Raw genomic sequence first — 12,469 nt, 5'->3', positions numbered from 1 at the left:
CGCCCCGACGGGCGCGCGCAGGCCAGCCGACCGGCTGAAGTCCGCAGAGGGAAAGGCTCTGCTTATGATGCGCGGGATGTGGGTCACATCGTTCCAACCCTGCCTGCGCCCGGTCGGTTCCGGCCGTCCCGTAGCCTCACTCAGTAGTGATGCTCATGCTCCGACGTCTTGCCGCGGAACACCCAATATGCGTAGGCCGTATAGGCGAGAATGATCGGCAAGAAGATCGCCGCACCGACCAGAATGAAGCCCTGCGACATTGCCGTGGTCGACGCCTCGCGGATCGTGATCGAGGCGGGCACGATATAGGGGAAGATCGACAGACCGAGCCCCATGAAGCACAGGATGAAGATCGCGATACCGGACAGATAGGCGACCACGCCCCGATCCGAGCGGATCGCGGTCCAGTAGCCGAAGCCCGCCACCATCAGCAAAAGCGGCACCACGGCGCTCCAGATGACGCCCGGCCACTGGAACCAGCGGTGATAATATTCGGGATGCAGGAACGGGGTCGCGAGCGAGGCGAGGCCGATAAAGCCGAGCGTCACGATCAGCGACACCTGCCCGACGCGCCGCGCGAGATCATAGAGCCCGTGCGAGGTCTTGATGACGAGCCAGGCCGAACCCAGCATCACATAGCCCGCGACCAGCGCCAGCGCCGTGCCGAGCGAGAACCAGCTCACCCAGTCGAACGGGCCGCCGGTGAAGGTGCGCCCGGTCACTTCGGGGCCGCGCAGCAGCCCACCGAGGATCGCGCCCTGCGCCAGCGTCGCGATCAGCGAGCCGCCGAAGAACGCCTTGTCCCAGAGCTTCTGCCAGCGCCGGGTCTTGCCGCGAAACTCGAAAGCCACGCCACGAAACGCGAGCGAGAGCAGCATGATGATGATCGGAACGTAAAGCGCGTTGAGGATGATCCCGTAAGCCAGCGGGAAGACGGCGAGCAGACCGCCGCCCCCCATCACCAACCATGTCTCGTTACCGTCCCAGACCGGCGCGACCGAATTCATCGCGCGGGTGCGGTTCTCCTCGGAGCCGAGGAAGGGAAAGAGGATGCCGATGCCGAGGTCGAACCCGTCGAGCACCACATAGGTCAGGATCGCGAAGGCGATGATCGCGGCCCAGATGTCGGGCAGGTAGTGGGCGAAGCCGCTCATGCGTGGGCCTCCTCTTTCTCGGTCGTCACATCATTGGCGAGCATCGCGCCCGCCACGCCGCCGGCACGCTGCGGCGTGTTCTCAACGGGCTCCGCCGACTCCGGCCCGCGCCGCATCAGTCGCAGCAGGTAGAAAGTGCCCGAGCCGAACAGGAAGGCATAAACGACCACGAAGCCGATCAGCGCCGCCCAGGCTGCGCCATGGCTGAGGTTCGACACCGACTCCGCCGTCGTGAAATGGCCATAGACCGTATAGGGTTGGCGGCCGAATTCAGTGGTGAACCAGCCCATGATGATCGCGAGGAACCCGCCCGGCGCGAAGACCAGCGCCACTTTGTGGAACAGCCCCGGCTCGTGCAGGCGCTTGCGCAGCATCAGCCAGCCGCCCCAGAGCCCGATCGCCGCGAAGGCAAAGCCGAGACCCACCATGATCCGGAAGGTGAAGAAGACGATCGTCATCGGCGGGCGTTCATTCGCCGGGAAGTCCCCGAGGCCGGGCACTTCGCCTTCGAGCGAGTGCGTCAGGATCAGCGACGAGGCATAGGGCACTTCGATCTTGTAATCGGTGCGCTCCTGGCTCGGGTTCGGGATGCCGAACAGGATCAGGCCTGCGCCCTTGCTGGTCTCCCAATGCCCTTCCATCGCCGCGATCTTGGCGGGCTGATGTTCGAGCGTGTTGAGCCCGTGCTGGTCGCCTGCAAAAATCTGGATCGGCGCGGTCACGAGGATCATCGCCACCGCCATGCGGAACATCGTGCGCACCGCGTCATCCGCCGTGCCCTTGATGTGGTGCCAAGCCCCGACCCCAGCCACGACGAGCGCCGTGGTCAGGTAGGCCGCCAGCACCATATGCACGAAGCGATAGGGCAGCGAGGGATTGAAGATCACCTCCCACCAGTTCTTCGGAATGAATTGGCCGACATCGTTCATCGCAAAGCCCGCGGGCGTCTGCATCCAGCTATTGACCGAGAGGATCCAGAAGGCTGAGAGCAACGTCCCGAAGGCAACCATCGTCACGGCGAACATGTAGATCCACTTGTTCACCCGGTTGCGCCCGAAGAGCATGATCCCGAGGAAGCCCGCCTCGAGGAAGAAGGCGGTCATCACCTCGTAGCCCATCAGCGGCCCGATCACCGGTCCCGCCTTGTCGGAGAAATGCGCGAAGTTCAGGCCGAACTCGTAGGACATCACGACGCCCGAGACGACGCCCATCCCGAAGACCACTGCAAAGATGTGTTTCCAGAACTCGAAGATCCTCAGGAAGACCTCCTTGCCGGTGATCATCCTCAGCGCTTCGAGCACCATCAGGTAACTTGCCGTCCCGATGGAGAAGGCTGGAAAGACGATATGCGCCGAGACGACGAAGGCGAATTGTGCCCGCGCCAGATCGAGTGTCGGTATGTCGAAAATGCTCATGGCCGTCCGCGTTTCTGCACGTTGCGTGATAAGAACTAGACTTGCCCGAGGATACGGCAACCGCCGGAGCGTGGTTCAAAGCCCAACTGGGACGGGTTGTCGCAGCCAAAGAAAAAAGCCCGCACGGAGATCCGCACGGGCTTCATCAGTTCAATGCCGCTTATTTCAGGCGACTTGTTTGAGGGCGCTTTCTTCCGGGATGAACTCCTCATGGAGCGCCTTGATAACGGGTTTCAGATCACCGCGTTCGAGCACGTATTGCACATCGACATTGCGCGGACCCTGAGTCGCACCGAGGCTTTCCATGCCCGCTTTCGCGATCGCCTGCAGACCCCGGGTCAGAACCGAGAGGCCCTTCAGGTCGCGCCCGATGACCGAAGCCATTGACAGCATCCGCGCCGAGATTTCCGCCGAAGGGTAGAACTCGCAGAGGTCTTTCTCGACCTTCTGGAGCACTTCGATCGGCGCGTCGACATAGTGGGTAATCGTGTTGGCGTTCGACGCTTTCGACACGATGCGCACGCCATGACGCGTCAACACTTCGAGGATTTTAGCGTCGTAGCCCTTCACGCCGACCATGTCCTGTTCGAACACTTCCAGCGCGATGATATCGAGCCCGGTCACCATCTCGACCGCCGCTTCCTTGGCAGGCTTGTCGTCGATCAGCGTGCCCGGATCGCCCGGGTCGAACGCGTTGGTGACGCGCAGCGGAACATCCGCCTGGCGCAGGGTCTTGGCGGCTTTCGGGTGGATCGCCTCCATGCCCATATTCGACATCTGGTCGGCCACGTCATAGTTCGTGTGACCCAGCTTGCGCACCTTGCCTTCGCCCACCAGCTTCGGGTCGGCAGAGGACAGGTGGAATTCCTTGTGGATGATCGCCTCGCGCGCGCCGGTGAGGGCAGCGAGCTTGGAGAAGGTCACCTCGGAATAGCCACGGTCGAATTCCCGCATCAGGCCTTCGGCGCATTGCGCATAGCCCGTCACGATCGGCATTTCGGACGCCGGGTAGACATCCTTCATCGCCCCCATGATCCGGCCTTCGAGGTCGTGATCGGTCTCGTCGCGCCAACCGGACAGGTCGACGAGACGTGCGTTCACGCCGTTGCGCTGCAGTAGGAGCGTGGTGACGAAGGCCGAATGCGCCTCGCCCAGCCCCGACAGCAGCTCGCGGATTTGCAGCATGTGCTGCGAGAGCCGGAAGTGCCCGTAGGAGCACAGACGCTGCAGGTCGATCAGGCAATTGCGCGCGCCTTCGATACGCTCACGCACGAACTCGGTGGCCTGCGCGATGTCGCCCGGATGCGTCAGCACGCTCTCATGGGCTTCGACCATCGCGGCCGAGACGCGGCTCAGCGCCTCGTGCCAGCCATGTTCGCTATCGGCTTTTGCGAATTGCGCATAGACGCCCGCCTCGCCCGACTTCTTATGTTCGAGCAGCAGATTGGTGATGCCACCAAACGCCGAGACGACGAAAATGCGGTTGTAAAGATCGGCGCCCTTGCGGTCTCCGATGAACAGCGTGTCGAGCAACTCGTCCACGCGGCTCATCGAGGTGCCGCCGATCTTTTCGACTGTGTGATTCTGGTGGGTCAATTTGGCCCCCTTACGAATTTTCCAGTTCTTCGGCCGGCGCATAAGAGCCGTCCTCACGGTGAACTTCGTTGCCGGCCACCGGCGGGTTGAAGCAGCAGGCCATGACGAGGTCTTCGTCACCCGCGACGAGGCGGTGATGGTCATGCAGGTTCAGCGCATACATGACACCCGGCTTGATTTCGTGGCGCGTGCCGTTGTCGAGCTCGGTGATGTGGCCGTTGCCCGAGATGCAGTAGACGCTCTCGAAATGGTGCTTGTAGTGGAACGTGTGGTCCGAACCGGCCTTCAGCGTGGTGATGTGGAAGCTGAAGCCCATCTTGTCGTCGGCGAGCAGCATGCGCACGCTGCTCCAATCGGCGTCGGACACGTCGCGGTCGGTGTTTTTAAGCTTGTTGAAATCACGAACGATCATGTGATGTGTCTCCGTATCTGAATTTCTTGGTCGCTGGGTGAGGCAGCGGCGGATTATTCCGCCGCGATGTCCGTGCGCTCGCCCGTCACCTCGGTGGCGGCTTCGCGCAGGATTTCCAGACCCTTGCGGAATTGTTCCATCGGCGTGGTCAGCGGTGCGAGAACTTTCACGACCTGGTCGTCATTGCCCGACGTCTCGATCACGAGACCTTTCTCGAAGCAGCGACCGCAGATCGCCGAAGCCAGTTCGCCGGTGCCGACATCGACACCCTGCATCAGACCACGGCCCTTGAGGAAGGCACCCGGCACGAGATCGGCCACAGCGGCCAGACCTTCACGCAGGACGTCCGATTTCACGGCCAGTTCCTTCTGGAACTTGTCGTCGGCCCAGAACTTCTCGATCGCCACGGTGGCGGTCACGAAGGCATGGGTGTTGCCGCGGAAGGTACCGTTATGCTCGGCCGGGCCGAACACGTCGTAGTCGGGACGCACCAGAACCAGCGCCATCGGCATGCCGAAGCCCGAGATCGACTTCGCCTGGGTCACGACGTCCGGCATCACGTCCATCTCCTCGAAGGAGAAGAAGGTGCCGGTGCGGCCGCAGCCAGCCTGAATGTCGTCGATGATGAACAGCGCACCGTGCTTGCGGGCGACTTGCTCGACGCCTTTCACGAATTCCGGGCTGGCAGCGTTGAGGCCGCCCTCGCCCTGAACCGTCTCCAGCATGATCGCCGCCGGAGCGTCGATACCGCCCGAGGCGTCCGAGAGCATCTGGTCGAGCAGCGCGACCGAATCCACACCATCGGCATAGGCGTCGTACGGCATGCGGGTCACGCCATGCGTGTCCATGCCGGCGCCACCGCGGTGGTAGCCGTTACCGGTCGCCGCCAGCGCACCCATGGTCACGCCATGGAAGCCGTTGGTGAAGGCGATGATGTTGGTGCGGCCGGTCGCCTTGCGCGCGATCTTCATCGCGGCTTCGACGGCGTTCGCACCGGTCGGGCCGATGAACATCAGCTTATGGTCCATGCCGCGCGGTGCGAGGATGTGCTCCTCGAATGCGCTCAGGAACTTGGCCTTGCTGTCGGTGTGCAGGTCGAGCGCGTGACCCATCTTGTTTTCGGTCAGGTGCTCGATCAGCGCCTGCTTCATGTCCGGGTCGTTGTGCCCGTAGTTCAGCGACGAGCAACCGGCGAGGAAGTCGATATAGGTGTTGCCCTCGGCGTCGGTCAGCTCCGAGCCTTGCGCGCTGGTGAAAACGGTATCGAAGCCACGGCAGTAGGAGCGGGCCTCAGATTCGCGTTGGGTAAAGATCGTTTTATCCGTCGAATGAACGGTCATGGGGGACTCCATAGAATTGGGGGGAATGAGGAGGGTGCGCGGCCTGAGATCAGGCGGCGGCACGCGCCTCCTCGGGGAAGGTGATGGTGACCATATGCTCGGTCGAGGCATGGCCGTCGAAATGGTCTTCTTCGTGGAAGTGCGCCTCATCGGTCAGCTCGCCGCCCATCGAACGTGCGAAGGAGCGGAAGAGCGCCCAGCTCGCCTCGTTGCTTTCGGTGATGGTCGTCTTCAGCTTGGTGCAGTCTTCGGCGACGTCGCGCTGGATGAGGTGGCGCAACATGCGCTTACCAAGGCCAAGACCGCGTGCGTCGGGGGAAACAGCGACTTGCCACACGAAGAACGTGTCCGGCTCGGACGGGGCGATGTAGCCCGAAATCCAGCCGACGACTTCGCCTTCGCGCTCGACGAGGACACAGGTGTCCCCGAAGTGATCGCACTGCAGAAGGTTGCAATACATCGAATTTTCATCAAGCGGCTTGCAGCGGCGGATCAGCTTCCAGATTTCGCTGCCGTCTTCGGACTCCGGCTTACGGAAGACCAGTTTAGAACCCTTCTTGATCGACTCGACTTGCGGCACGGCTCTTTCCTCTCGTTTGCTTCGGTAGCCTAAGTAGTTCATGTGGTCGAAAATTTCAACCACCTAACTAATGGAACCCGGAAAAGTTCCACTCATAGCCTTATATTCTTGCTTATAAGCCCTAAATACCATTAGCATGACAAAGCAAATGAGTAAAAACGAACACGATAAACTTAGCAAAGCCAAGCAATTGCAGAGCACGGAACTCTCTGCGATACTGGGTCGTCTTGATAAAAAAGGGGCCCGCCGCCTGATGGAGCGTGTCGATACGAGCCTGATCGCTTTGCGTAGAATCCTGCGCGCGACCGAAATGTTCGGCCGCGACTTGGCCAAGGCTGCCGGGCTGACGCCTGCGCAGTTCCGGGTCCTTCAGGTGATTTCCGAAAAAGGTTGGTCCACGCCGAAGGCGATCGCCCAGCGTATGGGCGTGAGTCAGGCAACGATGACGGCGCTGATCGACAAGCTCGAGCGCAAGGGCATGGTGACCCGTCAGCGCTCCGAGCGCGACCGCCGTCAGACCGACATCGTGATTACCGAACTGGGCGCGAGTGCGATCGACGAAGCCCCCGATGCGCTGCAGCAGATCTTCGTGCGCCGTTTCGAGGCGCTGGAAGATTGGGAGCAGGCGCAGATCATCGCATCGCTCGAGCGTGTGGCCTCGATGCTCGACGCGCATGATATCGACGCGGCGCCGGTTCTGGATTGGGGCGATATCTCGGGCAAGCCGAACTGATCAGCCTTTGACCCAAGCTCCATCGGGGCCCCGCGTGAATTCGTCGGCCCCGATTGGCTCGAAGCTCATGTCGCGCGCGCCGTAGAGCGTGATCGACAGAGCGTCGCGCCCCCCTTCAATCACATTGAACGTATTGGGTTCGCCGCGCAGACGCGAGGACAGGCCCGTGCCCGCCTGCACGAACAAAATGCCCGGCACCGCCGAGAAAGGCGCCACCGATCCGGTGTGCAGATGCCCCGAGAGCACGAGATCCGCGCCGCAGTCCGACATCCCCTCCAGCGCATCCCCTGCCCCGTCCATGAGCGCCTTGTCGACTTCGGGCCCATGTTCGAGCGGATGGTGCATCACCGCGATTCGCAGCCTCTCGCCCGCCTCGCCGAATTCCCGACACAGCCGGGAGATCGTCCGCTCGGGCACCTTGCCGCGCTGCCAGGCGAAACGATTCACGGTGTTCACGCCGACCGCCTTGAGGTGATCGGTCTCGAAAACTGGCTCCAGATTATGATTGATATCGGATTTGTAGCGCCCGAAAGGTTTGAGCATCCGCAGGAAGAGATTGTCGAGCGGTGTGTCATGGTTCCCGGGCACCGAAAGGGTTTCGCTTTCGATCTGCTCCACGAACAGCCGCGCCTGCGCGAACTGGCCGCGCCGGGCGCGCTGCGTGAAGTCCCCCGAGATCACTGTCAGGTCCGGCGCGAGCCGGTTCACCGCTGTCAGCAGCGGCGCCTCAAGCTCGGGCAAACTGCGCCCGAAATGCAGATCGGAAAGGTGAACGATACGGGTCATGCGGTCGTGTCTTGGGTCTCGTTTTCTGTGTCCTTGGCTGGCAGCACGATCCAGAGCGGCGCGTCGGACATCTTGAAGCGGAAAGGGCTTTCTTCGCGGCACTTCTCACCGTCGAAGGCCAGCAGGCCGCGCCCGCGTGCGGTTTCGATCTCGAAGGATTTCGCGCGGATCAATTCGTAATCCTCGCCCTGTTTGGTCTTGCGGCGCACCAGCCGCGACGACAGGCGGAAGAGGTCGCGGCGGCTCTGCGCCTTCGCGACCAGCACGGCGAAAGCGTCATCACTGATGACCGTCGCCCCGTCGAGTCCGAAGAAATCGAGCTGATAGGCCGAGCGCGCGATGAAGACGAGCGCGGTGCGGCGGTTCCTGGTTTCCCCGTCCGCCGTGATCTTCAGCCGCATCGGGCGCTGAAAGCGCAGGAAGGTCTTGAAGACCGACCAATGCGCCACGATCCGGCGACGGCCCCAGCGGGCGTAAATATCTTCGCGCGCCTTGAGGATCGACGGGTAGATACCGAGCGACGCATTATTCAGAAACACCCGCCCGTTCACCTCGCCGACGCGGATCGGATGGGCGCTGCCCTCGCGGATCGCGCGCGCCGCCTCCTCCGGATCCTCGGAGAGTCGCAGGCCCCGCGCAAAGAAGTTGAACGTGCCAAGCGGCAGCACCGCCATCGGCACCTCCTGTCCCACCAGCGCGCCCGCGACGGCCATTGCAGTGCCGTCGCCGCCCGCCGCGACGATCATCTCAGCACCGTCGTCGAGCGCCTTGCGGACGGTCGCCACAATGTCGCTTTCCGGCGACCAGCGATAAAGGGACGCACCGTCACCAAGCGCATCCATCGCGCGGCGGATCGCCTCTTCATCTTTCGCGTTGCCGCCCGAAGCGGGGTTCGCGATCAGCGCGACCGCCTGCCGCCGCAATGCGACGCTTGGCTCCGGCGGGGTGCCATTCGTCAATTTTTCATCGCCCTTTTCGTCATTCAACCCGGACTGGAGCGCGGATTTCGCGTCTCGATCCACGAGGCTGTCAGGCCCCGTATCATTCTCCGGTTTGACGGAATCCTTCGGCTCGGTCGTCATGATGTTACCTCTTCGTCGCGGCTGTAACGCCGCAGGGAGGTTGAAAGGTCCGTGAAAAGGTTGCGCCTCGGGACTTGGTTATTTACGACATAGAGTGTCGGAATTTGGCAAGTCTTGCGACCGTTATCGCGTGAGCGTGACTGTGCGAAGATTCCAACCTGGGGAAAAACCGGGACTTAACGCGACCGATATCACGGCGGCAGCCCGCGCGGATCGCTTCAATCAAAGCTGCCACAACAGGAGAACTGTATGAACAAGAAAGCGCTTGCTGCGTTACTGACGGCACTGCCGCTGGCGACCTTCTCGGCGCCCGCCTTCGCCGCCGATGGCGAATGTGGTTCCGTTACCGAAGCCGAAATGAACTGGGCTTCGGCCGGGGTCGCTGCTTGGGTCGACAAGATCATTCTCGAAAACGGCTACGGCTGTGACGTGACGCTGGTGACCGGCGACACGATGCCCACCTTCACCTCGATGAACGAGAAGGGCGAGCCCGACATCGCACCCGAGCTTTGGGTGAACGCGGTGAAAGTCGCGCTCGACAAGGCCGTCAGCGAAGATCGCCTCGTGATCGCTGCCGAAATCCTCAAGGATGGCGGTGAAGAAGGCTGGTGGATCCCGAAATACGTCGCCGACGAGCATCCCGAGATCAAGACGGTCGATGATGCGCTGGCGCATCCCGATCTGTTCCCCGATCCCGAAGAGCCGTCCATCGGTGGCGTCTACAACTGCCCGTCGGGATGGAACTGCCAGATCTCGACCGCGAACCGCTTCAAGGCTCACAAGGCCGAGGAGAAGGGCTTCAAGCTGGTCGACACCGGTTCGGCTGCGGGCCTCGACGGCTCGATCGCCAATGCCTACGAGTCCAAGAAGGGCTGGCTGGGTTACTACTGGGCCCCGACCGCGATCCTCGGCAAATACCCGATGGTCAAGCTCGACGCGGGCGTCGAGGGCGACAAGGAAGCCTGGGACAAGTGCAACTCGCAGGCCGATTGCGTCGATCCCAAGCCGAACGCCTACCCGACCTCGGACGTGTACACGGTCGTGACCAAGGAATTCGCCGCGAACAACGCGGTGGCGATGGACTACCTTGGCAAGCGTGAATGGTCGAACAAGACCGTGGGCGAATTCCTCGCATGGCAGGCCGACAACCAAGGCACCAACGAGGACACCGCTTACTACTTCCTCGAGAACTATCCGGACGTCTGGAAGGCTTGGCTTTCTGACGATGTGATCAAGAAGGTCGAGGACGCGCTCTGAGCGGGCGATCCGAGATTTTGGCGCGCGTGAGGGGAGCCTCGCGCGCGTTTTCTTTTAACCGGCGCAAATAATCGACCGGAGGACATAACAAGATGGCATCTTCATGCTGGGGCTTGCCGGAACTGCTCTGTGAGTTCCCTTCCCTTCCCAACTCCACCCTGCGTCACATGCGCATGGGCATCGACGACGGGTTTCGCGGCATCGTTCGCGCTTATTCCGATCAAATCGACGCGGCCACCCGGCCGCTTCAATGGTTTCTCAACACCCTCGAACACGCCTTCGTGGACACGCCGTGGTTCATCATCTTCGCGCTGATCCTCGTCGTGGTGTGGTTCGCCTCGCGCAATCCGAAGATCGTGCTCGGCTCGTCCATGGGGCTTGCCTTCATCGGCATCTTCGGCCTTTGGGAGGACACGATGACCACCCTCGCGATGGTCACGGTGGCGACGCTGATCGCGATCATCCTCGGCCTGCCGATCGGCATCCTGATGGCGCGCTCGGACCGGATGCAGAAAATCCTGACGCCGGTGCTCGATGTCATGCAGACCATGCCATCCTTCGTCTACCTGATCCCGGTCGTCGTGATCTTCGGCATCGGTAAGGTGCCCGGCGTGATCGCCGTGGTGATTTACGCGATTCCGCCGATGATCCGCCTGACCAATCTGGGCATCCGCCTCGTGGACAAGGAAGTCATCGAAGCCGCGGACGCCTTCGGCGCCAATCCCCGTCAGAAGCTTTGGGGCGTGCAGCTTCCGCTGTCGCTGCCGACGATCATGGCGGGCGTCAACCAGACCATCATGATGGCGCTGGCGATGGTCGTCGTGGCCTCGATGGTCGGCGTGGGTGGCCTCGGTAAAAACGTGCTGCAGGCGATTAACAACCAGTTCTTCACCATCGGCTTCCTGAACGGCTTCGCACTCGTTGCGATTGCGATCATCTTCGACCGCGCAAGCCAGGCGTTCGGCAAGCGGCTGCAGAAACATTCGGAGGCCGGCCATGACTGATGCGACGACCAACACCGATACCGGCAACCGCTCGGGCATCGAGATCCGCAATCTCTACAAGATCTTCGGGGCGCGCCCCAAGGATTACGTGGAGAAGGTGCAGGCCGGCATGGGCAAGGAAGAGCTCAACGACAAGCACAAGCATGTTCTGGGCCTGCAAGACATCAACCTTACCCTGCCGCCGGGCAAGATCTCGGTGATCATGGGTCTGTCGGGCTCGGGCAAATCGACGCTCATCCGCCACATCAACGGGCTGATCATGCCCACGGCCGGGGAGATCCTCTATAACGGCCGCGACGTGGTGAAGATGAACGAGGAGGAGCTGCGGGAATTCCGTCGCCATGAGACGGCGATGGTGTTCCAGAAGTTCGCGCTTCTGCCGCACCGGACCGTGCTGGAAAACACCTGCTATGGGCTGGATATCCAAGGGGTCGACCGCAAGGAGTCCGAGCCGATCGCGAAGAAATGGATCGCGCGCGTCGGTCTCGCGGGCTACGAGGATAACTATCCGAACCAGCTCTCGGGCGGGATGCAGCAGCGGGTGGGCCTTGCCCGCGCGCTGGCCAACGACGCGGACATCCTGCTGATGGACGAAGCGTTCTCGGCACTCGATCCGCTGATCCGGATGGATATGCAGAAGGTGCTTCTGGACCTGCAGGCCGAGCTGAAGAAGACGATCGTCTTCATCACCCACGACCTCGACGAGGCGCTGCGCCTTGGCGACAAGATCGCCATCCTGCGGGACGGCGCGCTCAATCAGGTCGGCACAGGGCAGGAAATCGTGCTGCGCCCGGCAAATGAATACATCGCCGAGTTCGTGCGCGAGGTGAATCGCGGCCGGGTCATCCGTGCCGAGACCATCGCGCTGCCGCTGCCCGAGGGCGAGTTGCCGAAGATGAAGGTGAAAGCCAGCTCGGTGCTCGAGAAGATCGCGCGCCGGATGGCCGATGCCGAGGTGCGTACGGCGACGGTTGTCGACGCGGCCAACAAGCCGATCGGCATGGTCGACATGACGACGATTCTGACCGCCATGGTGACGCCTGCAAGCGTCGAAGAAGGCGATGACGAGGTCGAGGAAGACAGCGCCGCCTGAAGACTACGGGGTCGCCG

At 62.1% G+C, this 12,469-nt stretch carries 12 protein-coding genes; 4 read left to right on the top strand and 8 right to left on the bottom strand.

All coding sequences use genetic code 11. The features are described from left to right. Window positions 1–140: 140 nt before the first annotated feature. From cydB to ectA, 6 genes are all read right to left on the bottom strand, one after another. Window positions 141–1,154, bottom strand: a complete 1,014-nt coding sequence (cydB, locus tag F8R15_RS15210) for a cytochrome d ubiquinol oxidase subunit II (RefSeq protein WP_152845151.1) — start codon at window positions 1,152–1,154, stop codon at window positions 141–143. Continuing rightward, on the bottom strand, window positions 1,151–2,563 hold the full coding sequence (locus F8R15_RS15205; protein WP_368731073.1) for a cytochrome ubiquinol oxidase subunit I: 1,413 nt from the start codon (window positions 2,561–2,563) through the stop codon (window positions 1,151–1,153). The genes cydB and F8R15_RS15205 overlap by 4 nt, the downstream gene beginning before the upstream one ends. A 171-nt stretch (window positions 2,564–2,734) precedes the next feature. Further along, on the bottom strand, window positions 2,735–4,165 hold the full coding sequence (locus F8R15_RS15200) for an aspartate kinase (RefSeq protein ID WP_256365688.1): 1,431 nt from the start codon (window positions 4,163–4,165) through the stop codon (window positions 2,735–2,737). Window positions 4,166–4,175: 10 nt separating this feature from the next. Continuing rightward, window positions 4,176–4,577, bottom strand: a complete 402-nt coding sequence (locus F8R15_RS15195) for an ectoine synthase (RefSeq protein ID WP_152845148.1) — start codon at window positions 4,575–4,577, stop codon at window positions 4,176–4,178. A gap of 53 nt (window positions 4,578–4,630) precedes the next feature. Then, entirely contained in the window at window positions 4,631–5,917 is a 1,287-nt protein-coding gene (gene ectB, locus F8R15_RS15190) for a diaminobutyrate--2-oxoglutarate transaminase (RefSeq protein WP_093476885.1), read from the bottom strand. Window positions 5,918–5,966: 49 nt separating this feature from the next. Continuing rightward, window positions 5,967–6,497: a diaminobutyrate acetyltransferase gene (ectA, locus tag F8R15_RS15185; protein WP_232621702.1), complete on the bottom strand. Its 531-nt coding sequence runs from the start codon at window positions 6,495–6,497 to the stop codon at window positions 5,967–5,969. A gap of 253 nt (window positions 6,498–6,750) precedes the next feature. On the opposite strand from ectA, the gene F8R15_RS15180 reads away from it, so the two are divergent. After that, the gene (locus F8R15_RS15180) at window positions 6,751–7,230 is read left to right on the top strand and encodes a MarR family winged helix-turn-helix transcriptional regulator (protein ID WP_078522117.1); all 480 of its coding nucleotides are present in this window, start codon (window positions 6,751–6,753) and stop codon (window positions 7,228–7,230) included. Here the strand turns inward: F8R15_RS15180 and F8R15_RS15175 are convergent, their stop codons facing one another. Beyond that, window positions 7,231–8,016 (bottom strand): metallophosphoesterase, encoded by a 786-nt coding sequence (locus F8R15_RS15175; RefSeq protein WP_152845147.1) that lies wholly within the window; start codon window positions 8,014–8,016, stop codon window positions 7,231–7,233. Further along, window positions 8,013–9,098 (bottom strand): diacylglycerol kinase family protein, encoded by a 1,086-nt coding sequence (locus tag F8R15_RS15170; protein WP_152845146.1) that lies wholly within the window; start codon window positions 9,096–9,098, stop codon window positions 8,013–8,015. Before F8R15_RS15170 ends, F8R15_RS15175 begins: the two co-directional genes overlap by 4 nt. A 249-nt stretch (window positions 9,099–9,347) precedes the next feature. Here F8R15_RS15170 and F8R15_RS15165 point away from each other — a divergent pair, with 249 nt between their 5' ends. The 3 genes from F8R15_RS15165 (at window position 9,348) to F8R15_RS15155 (ending at window position 12,452) form a co-directional block, all read left to right on the top strand. Then, the gene (locus tag F8R15_RS15165; protein WP_152845145.1) at window positions 9,348–10,355 is read left to right on the top strand and encodes an ABC transporter substrate-binding protein; all 1,008 of its coding nucleotides are present in this window, start codon (window positions 9,348–9,350) and stop codon (window positions 10,353–10,355) included. Window positions 10,356–10,447: 92 nt separating this feature from the next. After that, window positions 10,448–11,359 (top strand): proline/glycine betaine ABC transporter permease, encoded by a 912-nt coding sequence (locus F8R15_RS15160; protein ID WP_078521824.1) that lies wholly within the window; start codon window positions 10,448–10,450, stop codon window positions 11,357–11,359. Beyond that, window positions 11,352–12,452 (top strand): glycine betaine/L-proline ABC transporter ATP-binding protein, encoded by a 1,101-nt coding sequence (locus tag F8R15_RS15155; protein ID WP_172976240.1) that lies wholly within the window; start codon window positions 11,352–11,354, stop codon window positions 12,450–12,452. Before F8R15_RS15160 ends, F8R15_RS15155 begins: the two co-directional genes overlap by 8 nt. Window positions 12,453–12,469 lie beyond the last annotated feature (17 nt).

It is taken from the genome of Thioclava sp. JE_KL1 (assembly GCF_009296265.1).
Taxonomy (GTDB): Bacteria; Pseudomonadota; Alphaproteobacteria; order Rhodobacterales; family Rhodobacteraceae; genus Thioclava.
The sequence above is the reverse complement of the archived record's forward strand: the minus strand, read 5'-3'. Positions and strand labels throughout refer to the sequence as shown.

Bases quoted from the DNA above. Each gene is read 5' to 3' on its own strand.
- cydB (WP_152845151.1), bottom strand. From the start codon at position 1,154: ATGAGCGGCTTCGCCCACTACCTGCCCGACATCTGGGCCGCGATCATC.
- F8R15_RS15195 (WP_152845148.1), bottom strand. From the start codon at position 4,577: ATGATCGTTCGTGATTTCAACAAGCTTAAAAACACCGACCGCGACGTG.
- ectB (WP_093476885.1), bottom strand. From the start codon at position 5,917: ATGACCGTTCATTCGACGGATAAAACGATCTTTACCCAACGCGAATCT.
- F8R15_RS15180 (WP_078522117.1), top strand. From the start codon at position 6,751: ATGGAGCGTGTCGATACGAGCCTGATCGCTTTGCGTAGAATCCTGCGC.
- F8R15_RS15175 (WP_152845147.1), bottom strand. From the start codon at position 8,016: ATGACCCGTATCGTTCACCTTTCCGATCTGCATTTCGGGCGCAGTTTG.
- F8R15_RS15170 (WP_152845146.1), bottom strand. From the start codon at position 9,098: ATGACGACCGAGCCGAAGGATTCCGTCAAACCGGAGAATGATACGGGG.
- F8R15_RS15165 (WP_152845145.1), top strand. From the start codon at position 9,348: ATGAACAAGAAAGCGCTTGCTGCGTTACTGACGGCACTGCCGCTGGCG.
- F8R15_RS15160 (WP_078521824.1), top strand. From the start codon at position 10,448: ATGGCATCTTCATGCTGGGGCTTGCCGGAACTGCTCTGTGAGTTCCCT.
- F8R15_RS15155 (WP_172976240.1), top strand. From the start codon at position 11,352: ATGACTGATGCGACGACCAACACCGATACCGGCAACCGCTCGGGCATC.